The following is a 13,445-nucleotide window of genomic DNA, read 5'->3' on the forward strand; positions in this document are numbered from 1 at the left end:
CTAAACAGATGGACATCGACGCTCTCTCGGCCGCGCGCGACGCGCAGTGGCGCCGCCTGGACGAGCCTCGCGCAAGCGCCGGCTCACCGGCGACGAGGCGGACGAGCTCGTCGAGCGCTACCAGTCGGCGTCCGCCGATCTGGCCGCGATCGCCTCGACGGCGGGATCGACCGCCGTCGGCGCCCGGCTCGCCGTCTCGCTCTCGCGGGCGCGCGGCCGGCTCACCGGCACCGGGGAGGAGCCGCTCGCGGCGATCGCGCGGTTCGCCGTCGTGACGCTGCCGGCCGCGCTGCACCGCCTCCGCTGGCTCACGCTCGCCGTCGCCCTGGCCACCGCGCTCGTGTCGACGCTGTTCGCGGTGTGGATCCTGGGGGACGCCCGCCTGCTCGCCTCGCTCGGCGACGACGAGCAGCCTGCGACGCTTCGCCCAGGAGGACTTCGTCGACTACTACTCCGAGAACCCGGCCGCGTCCTTCGCCGGCCAGGTCTGGACCAACAACGCCTGGATCGCCGCGCAGTGCGTCGCCTTCGGCATCGTCGGCGTCTACGTGCCGTACATCCTGCTGCAGAACGCGCAGAACCTCGGCACCTCGATCGCCGTGATGTTCCACTACGGCGAGGGCGACACGTTCTTCCTCTACATCGCCCCGCACGGGCGGCTCGAGCTGACGGCCGTGTTCGTGGCGGCCGCGGCGGGACTGCGGATCTTCTGGGCCTGGATCGCGCCGGAGCGCGCACCCGCGGCCAGGCGCTCGCGGAGGACGCCCGGAGTCTGTTCACCGTGGCGATCGGGCTCGTGTTCGTGCTGTTCGTCGCCGGGATCATCGAGGGCTTCGTCACGCCGGCGCCGTGGCCGTGGTTCGTGAAGATCGGGATCGGGTCGGTGGCGCTGCTCGCGTTCCTCGCCTACATGATCGTGCTCGGCGGCCGGGCCGCCCGGGCGGGGAGACCGGCGACCTCGACCGCTTCGCGCGCGGCTCCCGCAGCATCGCCGACGCCTGATCAGAGCCGGCCGGCCGCCTTCAGGGCGATGTAGCGGTCGGCGAGGGCCGGGCGGCAGCTTCTCGGGCGTCGCGAGGACGACGTCGCCGCCGAGCCGGCGCACGGCCGCCGCCAGCCGGTCCGCGTCGCCGAGCGAGCGCTCCGCGGCTGCCGCAGTGTAGACGGTCGCGCGGTCGCTCCGGTCGGCCGCCATCTCGACGAGCTCGGGATCCAGCGAGCACGCCACGACGACCGTGTGCGTGCGGGTCAGCTGGGGGAGCACCGCCAGCAGCCCCTCCGAGGCGCCGACCGAGTCGAGGGCTGTGAGGAGGACGACCAGGGAGCGCTGGGACGAGGGCCCGCACCTGCGCGGGCACGGCCGACCAGTCGGTCTCGACGAGCTGCGGCTGCACCGGAGCGAGGGCGTCGACGACCCGGCCGAGGACCTCGCTCCCGGAGGCGCTGTGGACGCGGGCGCGTCGGGCGCGGTCGAAGGCGAGCACGTCGATCCGGTCGCCCGCGCTCGCCGCGAGGGCCGAGAGCAGCAGAGCCGCCTCGATCGCCGTGTCCAGCCAGGGCTCGTCCGCGATGCGGGCGGCAGAGGTGCGCCCGGTGTCGAGGACGACGACCACGCGCCGGTCCCGTTCCGGCGCCAGGTGCGGACGACGGGCTCACGGCGCCGCGCCGTCGCCCGCCAGTCGAGCGAGCGCACGTCGTCGCCGCGGACGTACTCCCGGAGGCTGTCGAACTCGGTGCCCTGCCCTCGGATCATGACGCTCGTGCGGCCCTCCAGCTCGCGCAGCCGGGCGAGCCGGGAGGGCAGGTGCCGGCGGGAGCGGAACGGCGGGAGCACCGCACCGTCGCGGGAGCCGACCGCGTCGCCTGCCGCCCGGCGAGCCCCAGGGTCCGTCCGACCGGATCGTCACATGGAGGGCGTGCCGCTCGCCGCGCCGGCGCGGCTCCAGCACCGTCCTGACGGCTCGGCGCTCTCCGGAGGGGAGGTCCAGTGCCGTGCGGGTGCGCAGCGCCCCCGCCGACGGCTCCCACGCGTCGCGGACGACTCCGCGGACGCGGCGGCGCCCGGTGCTCGTGATCAGCAGCTCCGCCTCCGCGCGCTCGCCGAGACGGACGCGATCGGGCACGATGCGCTCGAGGAGGACGGCGCGCGGCGAGCCGGCGACCGCCAGATCGACGCCGACGAGGACGGCCCAGAGACGAGCAGCCAGAGCGCGAGCACGGCGAAGGCGACCTGCGCCCGCCCGCCGAGCAGGACGACGGGGACGAGGCCGACGAGGAGGACGAGGACGGAGCGTCCGGAGAGGTGCACGGATCAGACCGGGACGCGGACCTGCTGCAGGACGCCGCCGAGGACGGCCTCCGTCCGGACGCCCTCGAGCTCCGCCTCCGGCTGGAGCTGGAGGCGGTGCCGCAGGACGGGCAGGACCATGGCCTGCACGTGGTCCGGAGTGATCGAGCCGTAGCCGTTCAGCCAGGCCCACGCCCGTGAGGCGGCCAGCAGGGCCGTCGGCCGCGGGGGCTCGCGCCGAGCTTCACGCTCGGGCTCTCGCGCGTGGCGCGGGCGATGTCGACGATGTAGCCGAGGACGTCGGCTCCGGCTCCGACCCGGCGGACGGAGTCCTGAGCGGCCCGAGCCGCCCCGCGTCGAGCACCGGGTGCACCCCCGCCGCCTGGAGATCGCGCGGATCGAAGCCGGCCGCGTGGCGCGACAGCACCTCGACCTCGACGTCGCGCGGCGGGATCTCGAGCACGAGCTTGAGGAGGAAGCGGTCCAGCTGCGCCTCCGGCAGCGCGTAGGTGCCCTCGTACTCCACCGGGTTCTGCGTGGCGGCCACGAGGAACGGATCGGGGAGGGCGAGGGTGCGCCCGTCGACGCTGACCTGCCGCTCCTCCATCGCCTCGGAGCAGCGCCGCCTGGGTCTTCGGCGGGGTGCGGTTGATCTCGTCCGCGAGCAGCAGGTTCGTGAAGACCGGGCCCTCCCGGAAGGAGAAGCCGGAGGTGGACGCGTCGTAGACGAGCGAGCCGGTGATGTCGCCGGGCATGAGGTCCGGGGTGAACTGCACGCGGCGGGTGTCGAGCCCGAGCGAGAGCGACAGGGCGCGCACGAGGAGAGTTTTCGCGACTCCGGGGACGCCCTCGAGCAGGACGTGCCCGCCGGCGAGGAGGGCGATGAGGAGGCCGGAGACCGCGCCGTCCTGCCCGACGACGGCGCGGCCGACCTCGGTGCGGACGCGGTCGAGCTCTGCGCGCAGCCCGTCCTCGGCGATCGGCGGGAGGGGGGAGTCGGTCATCGGAGGGTGCCTTCCCTGTCGTCGGACGGGGTGCGGAGTCGGGGCGAGGGCGGCGCGGACGGCGCTCTCGAGGCGGAGGAGGGTCGTCGGACGCGCGCACGAGCGACGCGTCGTCGGCGGGCTCGTCCTCGACGAGGAGCCGGCGCAGGGCGACCGGCCGCCGCCGAGCAGTTCGGATGCGCCGCTCACGATCTCGTCGACCCCCGCGGAGGCGGACAGGCCGAGCATCGAGGCGACGCGGCGGAGAGTGCCGATGCGCAGCGCGTCGAGGGCGCGGACGCGGGTGCTCCTCGCGCGTAGAGGCGCGCGCGGCCGCGGGCGGTCTCGCTCGCGTGCACGACGACGGGCAGCGGCTCGACGGCGAGCGGACCGAAGCGGCGTCCCCGCCAGACGGCCGAGGCCACTCCGACGGCCAGCAGCAGGAGGATCACGGGCGTGACCCAGCCGGGAGCGAGATCGGCCGGATCGACGGCGCCCTCGCCGCGCAGATCGTCGAAGCCGACGCGGTACCAGACGAGGCGCTCCTGGGCGCCGAGCAGATTCAGGGCGAGGGCGGCGCGCCCTGCTCGTCGATCGTCCCGTTGCGGAGCACGTCGGCGTCGCCGAGGACCGCGACGTCCGCGCCTCCGGGGCTCGTGCCCGTGACGAGCGCGAAGGCGTCGTCCCCGGTGGGGAAGCAGCCCGTCGCCTCGCCCTCGACGATGCGGTAGGCCCGACCGCCCGCGGGGATCGCCCCGCGCGCGCGGCGGCCCGGACGGCGCAGTCGGCGTCGAGCGACCCGTCCGCGAGCGGACGCCCGCGGACGCCACCCCGGGGAGCAGGGCGTCGAGCGCGGTGGTGGCGGGCGGACGAGCACGATCGAGCCGAAAGCGTCCTCGAGGTCGGCGTACTGCTGCTCGTCGAGCACGGCGTCGGCGTCGTCGACCAGGAGCACCGCGCCGGAGTCCGCGGCCCCGAGCGCCGTGCTCGAGGTCGTCGGCGCGGTCGACGGTCACGCCCCTCGCGCAGCACCTGCGCGACGGCGCGGGACCCGTCCGGGGCGGCGCTGTCGACGTCGAGGTCGGGCGCGAGCGCCGGCGCCCCCGTGGCGACGGTCAGCAGCACGGTGCCCACGGCGACGAGCGCGAGGAGCGCCGCCCACACGCGCCCACGGCGCAGCAGCGCACCGAGGGTCGGGGTGGAGACGGCATCGGTCCGCGCCGTCATCGGGGCCCCCGGGAGCGGATCCGCGGAGAGCGGGAGCGTCGGGTCCGCGACCGCGAGTGCGTCGTCGAGTGCGCGGACGCGGGAGTACTCCTCGAGTCCGCCCGGTCGGTCGAGGTACCGCACTGCATCGAAGTCGTCGGCGGTGCGCCCGAGATCGGCGGCCGATCCGGGAACACGGCCTGGGCGCGGCGGGCGAAGCCGTGCGCGGTCGTGCCCGGGGAGGCGCGGACCAGCGTCCGCTCGTCGAGGGAGCGGACCAGCGCGCGGAACCGCTCGATCACGGCCTCGCTCCAGTCCCCGCGCGCCGCGGCGGCCTCGGCGAGTGCCCGGAGGTCGGCCGACGAGCGCCTCGTCGTCCGCGGCCAGCACCGACCCGCGGAGCGCGCTGCGGCGGCGCAGGCTCGGCCGACCCGCGATCAGCAGCGCGGTGACGACGAGCGCGACGACGACGAGGACCCCGATCACCGCGGCGATCGGGACGGCCGGGCCGTCCGTCGGCACGGTGAGGGACGAGAACCAGTCGCGGACGGCCTGCACCGCCCGGTCGAACCAGCTCGGCTCCGCCGCCCGGTAGCGCGGGTCGGCGAGCTCCTCGAGCAGGGGCGCCGGGCCTCCTCGGCGTCGGGGTCCAGTGCGGTCGCGGGGGCCAGGGCGCGGATCACCGCGGCGTCCGCTCCGGGCCGGGAACGGGTCGGGGGAGTCCAGGCCCGCCGCGCGGTCCTCGACGTGCCGCAGGAGGACGAGGTCGAAGCCCTCGCGGCGCATCCGGCGGTCGAGGTAGGCGAGTCCGGTGACGGCGGCCTGCAGGACCGTGCCGACCGCGCCGATCACGAGTCCGACGGCCAGCGAGAGCAGGGTGACGACCAGCGAGGCGGCGATCTGCGCCTCCGGGTCGGTGGGCGCGCATCAGAGCACCGCCGATCGGCACGAGCAGGCTCAGGGGAGTGGCGACGACCTGTCCCGCGACCTGCACGATGACGAGCATCAGGGCCAGGGCGCCGAAGGTGCGCCAGAACCCGCCGGCGACCAGCGCCCACGAGCGCGCCACGGCACGGCGGAGCGGCTGGCGCTCGATGACCAGGAGGCTCGGCACGAGGGCGAGCTTCGTCCCGATCCAGGCGCCCAGCGCCGTCGCCGATGCCGCCGCGACGAGCAGCACGAGGACGCCGCCGACGATCGCGCCCGCACCCGCGTCCTGCGCGCCCACGACGAAGAGGGGGACCGCGACGGCCACGGCGACGAGGACGAGCAGGGAGAGCCCGATGCCCTGGAGGACCGTCCAGCCGACCAGCGCCCAGAAGCGACCGCGGAGCCGGGCGAGGAGCTGCCTGAGCGTCGGCCTTCTCCGAGCACCGCCCGCGAGACCTCGAGCACCACGAGGCCCTGCACCAGGGCGCCTGTGGCGAGCGAGACGCCCAGGGGGATGAGGGCGGCGAGGATCACGATCGCGATCGAGCCCGCACCCACGGCGTCGCGGTCGGCCGCCTCCGCCTGGTCGATGCGGCCGAGGGCGAGGACGGCGACGACTCCGTAGATCACGAGGGCGAGCACCGAGCCGACCCCGATCAGCAGGGCCGGTCCGAGGTCGTCCGGGGCTGCGGCGCAGCACCTGGAACGGAGCGCCGAGCAGCGTGCCGAAGCCGAGGGGACGCAGCGGCACCAGACCGGCGCGGGGGCGGCGTCCACCCGCTCGCAGCGACCGTGGGCGCGGTGGAGTGCCAGGGGCTCGAGGGTGACCAGGCGCTCGGGGCGACGGGAGCGGGAGGCGCGGCGCGTCGGCTGCGACGGGCGGGCGGTCCTGCGCGCCCGCCTCGTCCGAGGGACCGGAGGGCGGTGGCCAGTGAGCTGCGTCGGTCATCGCTCCCATGCTGGCACAGGCGTGTCCGAGGCTCCTCTCCCGCGTCCCGCCGAACGTCGAGCGGACTCGGTTAGCCTGAGCACATCCGCGCGCGCCCAGGGGGGCCGGCGCGGGAGGAACGAGGAAGACAGGCCCATGAGCGCGCGCATTCTGGTGGTCGACGACGACGCGGCCCTCGCCGAGATGATCGGCATCGTCCTGCGGGCCGAGGACTACGACGTCTCGTTCTGCGCCGACGGCTCGGGTGCTCTGGAGGCCTTCCGCAGGTCCCGCCCCGATCTCCTCCTGCTCGACCTGATGCTGCCGGGGATGGACGGCATCGAGGTGTGCCGCGAGGTGCGCGCCGAGTCGGGCGTCCCCATCATCATGCTCACGGCGAAGTCCGACACCTCCGACGTCGTGCAGGGGCTCGAGTCGGGCGCCGACGACTACATGGTGAAGCCCGCCGATCCCGAGGAGCTCGTCGCGCGATCGACCCGGCTGCGCCCCGCGCAGGTCGCCGCCAACGCCGTGCTGCAGGTCGGCGACCTCAGCCTCGACGTCGCCGGGCACGAGGTGCCGCGGCGACACCCGCATCGGCCTCACCCCGCTCGAGTTCGACCTGCTCCTCGCGCTCGCCTCGAAGCCGCAGCAGGTGTTCACGCGGGAGATGCTGCTCGAGCAGGTCTGGGGCTACCACTACAAGGCCGACACCCGGTTGGTGAACGTCCACGTCCAGCGCTTGCGCGCCAAGGTCGAGAAGGACCCGGACGACCCCCGCATCGTGATGACCGTGCGCGGCGTGGGCTACCGCGCGGGCGCCGTCGCCTCGGCTGACCGTGTCGTCCGCGCGCCGCTTCCCCACGGCCGGCGTCCGGCGCTGGCCTCGGTCGGGTCCTCCGCGTCTGGCGGCGCTCGCTGCAGTTCCGCGCCGTCGCCATCACCGTGCTGCTCAGCGGGATCGCGATCGGATCGACCGGCGCGTACCTCTCGTACAGCATCAGCGACAACCTCTTCCAGTCGCGACTCACGCAGGTCACCGGCGACACCTCGCGGGCGACCCGCGCGGCGCAGGGCTACCTCGACGCGGCCACCGTCTCCACCCGTCAGGACATGGAGGAGGTGATGAGCTCGGTCCGCACCGCCATCCGCGACGCGTCCTCCTCCGCTCTCATCGCGATCGTCCGCTCTCCCGACCAGGAGGCGTCCTCGCTCGCCCCGCAGGACATCTACAACCGCGAGCTGCAGGACGGCATCATCAGCGACGAGCTCCGCCAGCGCGTGCAGGCGGGGTCGGAGGGGCAGTACTGGCAGTCGGTGACCCTCGACGCCGACGGCGACGAGCAGCCCGGCATCCTCGTCGGCTCGACCCTCGAGCTGCCGAGCTCCGCCGGGCGGTACGAGCTCTACATCGGCTACTCGCTGGCCGACGCCGAGCGCACGCTCCAGTTCGTCCAGCAGGTGCTGAACGTCGCCGGGCTCCTGCTGATCCTGCTCATCGGAGCCGTCAGCTGGGTCGTCGTGCGCATCGTCGTGGCCCCGGTGCGCGTCGCCGCCGAGACCAGCCAGCGCCTGGCAGCGGGGGACGTCGACGTGCGGATCCCGGAGAAGGGCGAGGACGTGATCGCGACGCTCGCCCGCTCCTTCAACGGCATGGCCGACAGCCTGCAGGAGCAGATCAGCGAGCTCGCGACCCTCAGCCGCGTGCAGCAGCGCTTCGTCTCGGACGTCTCGCACGAGCTGCGCACCCCGCTGACCACGATGAAGCTCGCGGGCGACGTCCTCTACGACCAGCGCGAGGGCTTCCCGCCCGTGGCCGAGCGCACGGTCGAGCTGCTGCACGGGCAGATCGCCCGCTTCGAGAGCCTGCTCGCCGATCTGCTCGAGATCTCCCGGCACGACGCCGGATCGGCGGAGCTCGAGCTGGAGCCGGTGAACCTGGTCCGCCTCGCCGGCGACGAGATCGACGGGATGCGCGGGATCGCGGAGGCGAACGGGTCGGTGCTCACCCTCTCCGCGCCCGGCGGCTACTTCGACGCCGACATGGACGCGCGCCGCATCCGCCGCATCGTCCGCAACCTCCTCGGCAACGCCATCGAGCACGGCGACGGCCGCGAGATCGTGGTCACCGTCGACAGCAACGCGACGGCCGTGGCGCTCGCCGTCCGCGACTACGGGCACGGCATGAGCTCGGAGGAGGTGGTGCGCGTCTTCGACCGGTTCTGGCGCGCCGATCCCTCCCGCAAGCGCACGCTCGGCGGCACCGGGCTGGGCATGTCGATCGCCCAGGAGGACACCGCCCTGCACCACGGCTGGCTGCAGGTGTGGTCGATGCCGGACCGCGGTGCGTGCTTCCGCCTGACCATCCCCCGGCGCCGGGGCGAGCGCATCGAGTCCTCGCCGCTCCCGCTGCCTCCCGTCGACGCGGGGGAGCAGGCCTTCACCGGCCCGATCGTCATGCCGCCCCTGCCCGAGGCCGTCTCGCGAGCCGGCGCGCCCTGCACGCGCTCGCAGGAACGGCGGCGGTGCTGCTCGCGCTGGTCGGCTGCGCCGGCATCCCGCGCGACGGCGACGTGGGCGTCGGGCGCGCCGACTCCGCGCCGCAGGACCTGCAGTACGACTTCCTGCCCTCCGGTCCGGCGGAGGGCGCGTCCCAGCGCGAGATCCTCACCGGGTTCATCGACGCCGCCTCCAGTCCGCAGAGCAACTACAAGATCGCGCGCGAGTTCCTGTCGGCCGGAGCCGACTGGACGCCGAGCGAGCACGTCACCGTCGACGAGGGGCAGCGCTCGCCGACGCAGCAGTCCTCCTCGACCCTCACCCTCTCGATCACTCCGGTGGCCGAGATCGACGCGACCGGCGTGTACACCGAGGTCGCCTCCACGACCGCGCTGAGCCTCGACTACGGCTTCGTGCAGGAGGACGGGGAGTGGCGGATCAGCTCGCCGCCGAGCGGTGTCGTGATCGACCGCACCACGTTCGAGCAGGTCTTCTCGACCCACGCGCTCTACTTCTTCGACCCCTCCTACACCTACCTCGTGCCCGACCTGCGCTGGTTCGCCTCGCGGGCCGACAGCTCGACCAGCACCACGATCGTCACCGAGCTGCTCCGCGGCCCCACGCCCTGGCTGAGCGATTCCGGCGCGGTCGTGTCCGCCTTCCCGACCGGCACCTCCCTCGCCGCCGAGACCGTGCCGGTCGAGGCGCAGCAGAGCTGTCGTCGACCTGAACCCGGCGGCGCTCGAGGCCGACGAGCGCCAGTGGCGGCTCATGCGCCTGCAGCTCAGCCGTGCCCCGGCTCCGTCTCGAACGTCACCGGAGTGGCGCTCTCGGTCGAGCAGAACCCGATCGAGGTGCCCGCCGAGGTGAGCGGGCTGCCGATCAGCCCCCGCGTCGACACGCGCCCCTCGTGCTCACCGACGACGCGTTCGGCTTCCTCGGATCGGCGGGCCTCACCGAGACCGCGGTCTCGGACCGGGTGCGCGCGCTGTCGCCGTCGGCCGTCGCGCTGGGGAGCAGCGGGGTGCCGACTCCGAGGCCGCGGCGGCGGTGCTCTCCGCGGCCGGGGTCTCGCTCGTGGCCCCCGAGCAGCCGGACGTCCTGCTGGACGCCCGCGCGGGGCTGACGGCGCCCGCCATCGACCCGTTCGGCTACGTGTGGTCCGTGCCCTCGGCCGCGCCGAACCAGCTGGTGGCCTACGCCCCCGACGGCGCCGGCTCCTTCCAGGTGGCGACGGCCTGGTCCGAGGTCGAGACCTCGCCTCGCTGTCGGTGTCGACGGCAGCCGGATGCTCGCCCTCGTCCAGGACGGGCAGCAGGCCTCCATTCTCGTCGCGGGCATCACGCGGTCGGCGAACGGGGATCCCGTGGCGGTCGGCGAGCCCGTCGTCCTCTCCTCGACGCTCGGCACCGCGGTCACCGCGGGCTGGACGGAGGCTCGACGTCGTGTCGGTGGTGCGCGCGTCCACGGGCGAGGACGCCGTCACGCTGCAGGACCAGCTCGGCGGCGGATCCGGCGCCGCTGGGCACCACGACCGGTGCGCGCCAGATCGCCGCGGGCAACGCGACCACGCAGATCCGCATCCTGGCCGAGGGCGGCGAGCTGCGGCAGCAGCGCGGATCCGCCTGGCAGACGATCGCGACCGACGTCCGCCTCCTGGCGACGCAGACCGGCGTGGGTCCTGAGCGCTCCTCCCCAGGACGTGCTCCACGACGGAGCGGACCCGGTGGCGCGTGGCGTCCGTCGCCGAGGCGGCATCCTCGGCGGGATGCTCCGCTCCCGGCTCCTCGACGCAGCCCGGCCGTCGTGCTCCCCGTCGACTGCCCTGCATGCGGTCGGGCGGCGACGACAGCCCCCTGCCCCGAGTGCGCCCTCGCCCTCGCCCGGCTGCCGATGCCGCCTCCGCGACTGGATCGGTCCCGCGGGGCGGCCGCTCGCGGTCTTCGCGGGAGTGCCGCACGAGGGCACCGCTCGCCGCCTGGTCGTCGCGCTGAAGGGGAGGAGGGGCGCACCGACGCGGCGCACCCGCTCGCCGCCCGCCTGCGTCCGGCGCTCGCCCCTCGCGCTGGCCGGCCGGCCGGCGCCGCTCGTCGCTCCGCCGGGATCGCACGGCCGCCGCGTGAAGCGCGGCTACGACCCGGTCGACCCGGTGGCGCGCCTGCGGCGGACGCGCTGCGCATCGCGGTCCGCCGCGTCCGCCGATCCGTGGACCAGGTCGGGCTCGACCGGATCGAGCGCAGAGGCAACCTCGACGGCGCGTTCCGGGCGGGGCGGTTCCCTCGTCGGCGTGGAGGTGGTCCTCGTCGACGACGTGGTCACCTCGGCGCGCGACGCTGCTCGAGATCCGGCGCGCGGTCGAGGCCGCGGGCGGAACCGCACGCGCCGCTGCGGCGCTGGCGGCGACGCCACTGCGCTCCGAGCATCCGATCCGCAGACGACCCCGGCGACTCCGAGGCGCGGTGCGGTGAACTTCCGGTGACGCTTCGGTGACGGGGCCCACGCTCGGGTGCACGGCGTGAACGGTCCGCTCGGAGAAAGGCGAGCACGCCGTACTCCTCGACTGGGAGTGTTGTCGCGGGCATCGACATCACAGGACGCAACTTGGGCATCGCCGGATCGCTTCCGCGCGTACGCGACGGAGAAGTCGGAGAAGGTGGCGCACCTCGCCGACCGGGCGCTCGCGCTCGAGATCAGGGCGAGCCGTCACAGCGAGTCCAAGGGCGCGAGCGGTGGCGACCGCGTCGAGCTGACGCCTGATCGGCAAGGGCCCGGTCGTCCGGGCGGAGGCCGACGGCGCGGACAAGTACGCGGCGTTCGACGTGGCCCTCGGTCGGCTGCTGGAACGCGTGCGACGAGCCAAGGATCGGAAGAAGGTCCATCGGGGCCAGCATCGCCCCACGTCCCTGCGGGACGCCGCTGCCGCCGACTTCAGCGGAGTCGGCATCCAGCCGGCCGACGCCGCCGTCCTCGAGGCCGTGAGCACCGGGGTGATCCCGGTGCAGAGCCCGCCCGCGGAGGCGGTCGACGACGTCGAGGAGGAGCCGTACTGCCCCGTCGTCATCCGCAAGAAGGTCTTCGCCTCCGTCTCGATGAGCGTCGACGACGCCGTCGACTACATGGAGCTCGTCGGGCACGACTTCTACCTCTTCATCGACTCGGACTCGGGTCGGGCCGAGCGTCGTCTGCTCGCCGCAAGGGCTGGGACTACGGAGGTGATCTCCCTCGGCGACGAGGCGGACGAGCCCGCGCAGCAGGCCGCGGGCTGAGTCGCACCTCCTCGGACGGGCCCCGGTGCGCAGCACCGGGCCCGTCCTCGTCCGCCGGTCCGTGCGTCCGCCGAGGGCGGACGCGTCCTCGGCCCGCGTCCGGCGCTCCGCGACTGAGCCGGTCGCGGTCCGCGCTCTGGCGCCGGGCGCCTGTCTTCTACGTTTTGGAGTACCCCGTGGCCTCAGTTCTCGAAAAGGTCCTTCGCGTCGGGGAGGGGCGGATCATCCGCCGCCTCCGAGGGCTACGCGAAAGCCGTCGACGCCCTCGAAGAGGACTTCACGCACCTCAGCGACGAGGAGCTGAAGAACGAGACCGTCGAGCTGCGCGAGCGCTACTCGAACGGCGAGTCCCTCGACGACCTGCTGCCGGAGGCGTTCGCCGCCGTCCGCGAGGCGTCCCGGCGCACCCTGGGCCTGCGCCACTTCGACGTCCAGCTCATGGGCGGGGCGGGCCTGCACCTCGGCAACATCGCCGAGATGAAAGACCGGCGAGGGCAAGACCCTCGTCGCGACCCTCCCGGCGTACCTCAACGCCATCGCCAGCCGGGGCGTCCACATCGTCACGGTCAACGGCCTCCTCGCGTCGTACCGGTCGGAGCTGATGGGGCGCGTCTTCCGCGCCCTCGGCATCGACGACCGGCGCCATCCTGGCGGGCCAGACCCCCGAGCAGCGCCGCGAGCAGTGCGCCGCCAGACATCGCCTACGGCACCGGGCAACGAGTTCGGCTTCGACTACCTGCGCGACAACATGGCGTGGCAGGCGCAGGACATGGTCCAGCGCGGGCACTTCTACGCGATCGTCGACGAGGTCGACTCGATCCTGATCGACGAGGCGCGCACCCCGCTGATCATCTCCGGCCCCGCGTCGGGCGAGGCGGAGCCGCTGGTTCTCGGAGTTCGCGGGGCTCGCCAAGCGCCTCGTCGAGGGCGAGGACTACGAGGTCGACGAGAAGAAGCGCACCGTGGGCGTGCTCGAGCCCGGCATCGAGAAGGTCGAGGACTACCTCGGCATCGACAACCTCTACGAGTCGGCCAACACCCCGCTCATCTCCTTCCTCAACAACTCGATCAAGGCCCGAGCCCTGTTCAAGAAGGACAAGGACTACGTCGTGCTGAACGGCGAGGTCATGATCGTCGACGAGCACACCGGGCGCATCCTCGCCGGCCGCCGCTACAACGAGGGCATCCACCAGGCGATCGAGGCGAAGGAGGGCGTGCAGGTCAAGGCCGAGAACCAGACCCTCGGGCGACCGTCACGCTGCAGAACTACTTCCGCCTCTACTCCAAGCTCTCGGGGATGACCGAACCGCCGAGACCGAGGCGCTGGAGTTCATGGCGACGTACAA

4 protein-coding genes and 7 pseudogenes are annotated in these 13,445 nt (G+C 74.0%); 8 read left to right on the forward strand and 3 right to left on the reverse strand.

Translation table 11 applies throughout. The features are described from left to right. The first annotated feature begins 8 nt into the window (after nt 1–8). Nucleotides 9–1,002: pseudogene (locus tag AC0CII_RS01810) on the forward strand (stage II sporulation protein M). Here the strand turns inward: AC0CII_RS01810 and AC0CII_RS01815 are convergent. The 3 genes and pseudogenes from AC0CII_RS01815 to AC0CII_RS01825 form a co-directional block, all read right to left on the reverse strand. Next, nucleotides 1,003–2,308, reverse strand: a pseudogene (locus tag AC0CII_RS01815) (DUF58 domain-containing protein). Nucleotides 2,309–2,311: 3 nt separating this feature from the next. Beyond that, nucleotides 2,312–3,291: pseudogene (locus AC0CII_RS01820) on the reverse strand (AAA family ATPase). A 1,864-nt stretch (nt 3,292–5,155) separates the two neighbouring features. Further along, the gene (locus AC0CII_RS01825) at nt 5,156–6,157 is read right to left on the reverse strand and encodes a hypothetical protein (RefSeq protein ID WP_465228516.1); all 1,002 of its coding nucleotides are present in this window, start codon (nt 6,155–6,157) and stop codon (nt 5,156–5,158) included. A 333-nt stretch (nt 6,158–6,490) separates the two neighbouring features. Here AC0CII_RS01825 and mtrA point away from each other — a divergent pair. The 7 genes and pseudogenes from mtrA to AC0CII_RS01860 form a co-directional block, all read left to right on the forward strand. Beyond that, nucleotides 6,491–7,163, forward strand: a pseudogene (gene mtrA / locus AC0CII_RS01830) (MtrAB system response regulator MtrA); the annotation flags it as partial. A 116-nt stretch (nt 7,164–7,279) separates the two neighbouring features. Continuing rightward, a pseudogene (gene mtrB, locus AC0CII_RS01835) lies at nt 7,280–8,692 on the forward strand (MtrAB system histidine kinase MtrB); the annotation flags it as partial. 215 nt (nt 8,693–8,907) lie between these two features. Then, nucleotides 8,908–10,518, forward strand: coding sequence for a GerMN domain-containing protein (locus tag AC0CII_RS01840; protein ID WP_465228517.1), 1,611 nt, complete (start codon nt 8,908–8,910; stop codon nt 10,516–10,518). A gap of 17 nt (nt 10,519–10,535) precedes the next feature. Then, on the forward strand, nt 10,536–11,312 hold the full coding sequence (locus tag AC0CII_RS01845) for a hypothetical protein (protein WP_465228518.1): 777 nt from the start codon (nt 10,536–10,538) through the stop codon (nt 11,310–11,312). 367 nt (nt 11,313–11,679) lie between these two features. Then, nucleotides 11,680–12,099, forward strand: coding sequence for a sigma 54 modulation/S30EA ribosomal C-terminal domain-containing protein (locus AC0CII_RS01850; protein ID WP_465228519.1), 420 nt, complete (start codon nt 11,680–11,682; stop codon nt 12,097–12,099). A gap of 150 nt (nt 12,100–12,249) precedes the next feature. After that, nucleotides 12,250–12,519, forward strand: a pseudogene (locus AC0CII_RS01855) (hypothetical protein); the annotation flags it as partial. Nucleotides 12,520–12,634: 115 nt separating this feature from the next. Continuing rightward, nucleotides 12,635–13,342, forward strand: a pseudogene (locus AC0CII_RS01860) (hypothetical protein); the annotation flags it as partial. Between the last annotated feature and the right edge of the window lie 103 nt (nt 13,343–13,445).

The sequence above is a fragment of the Rathayibacter sp. AC182 genome (genome assembly GCF_979253875.1).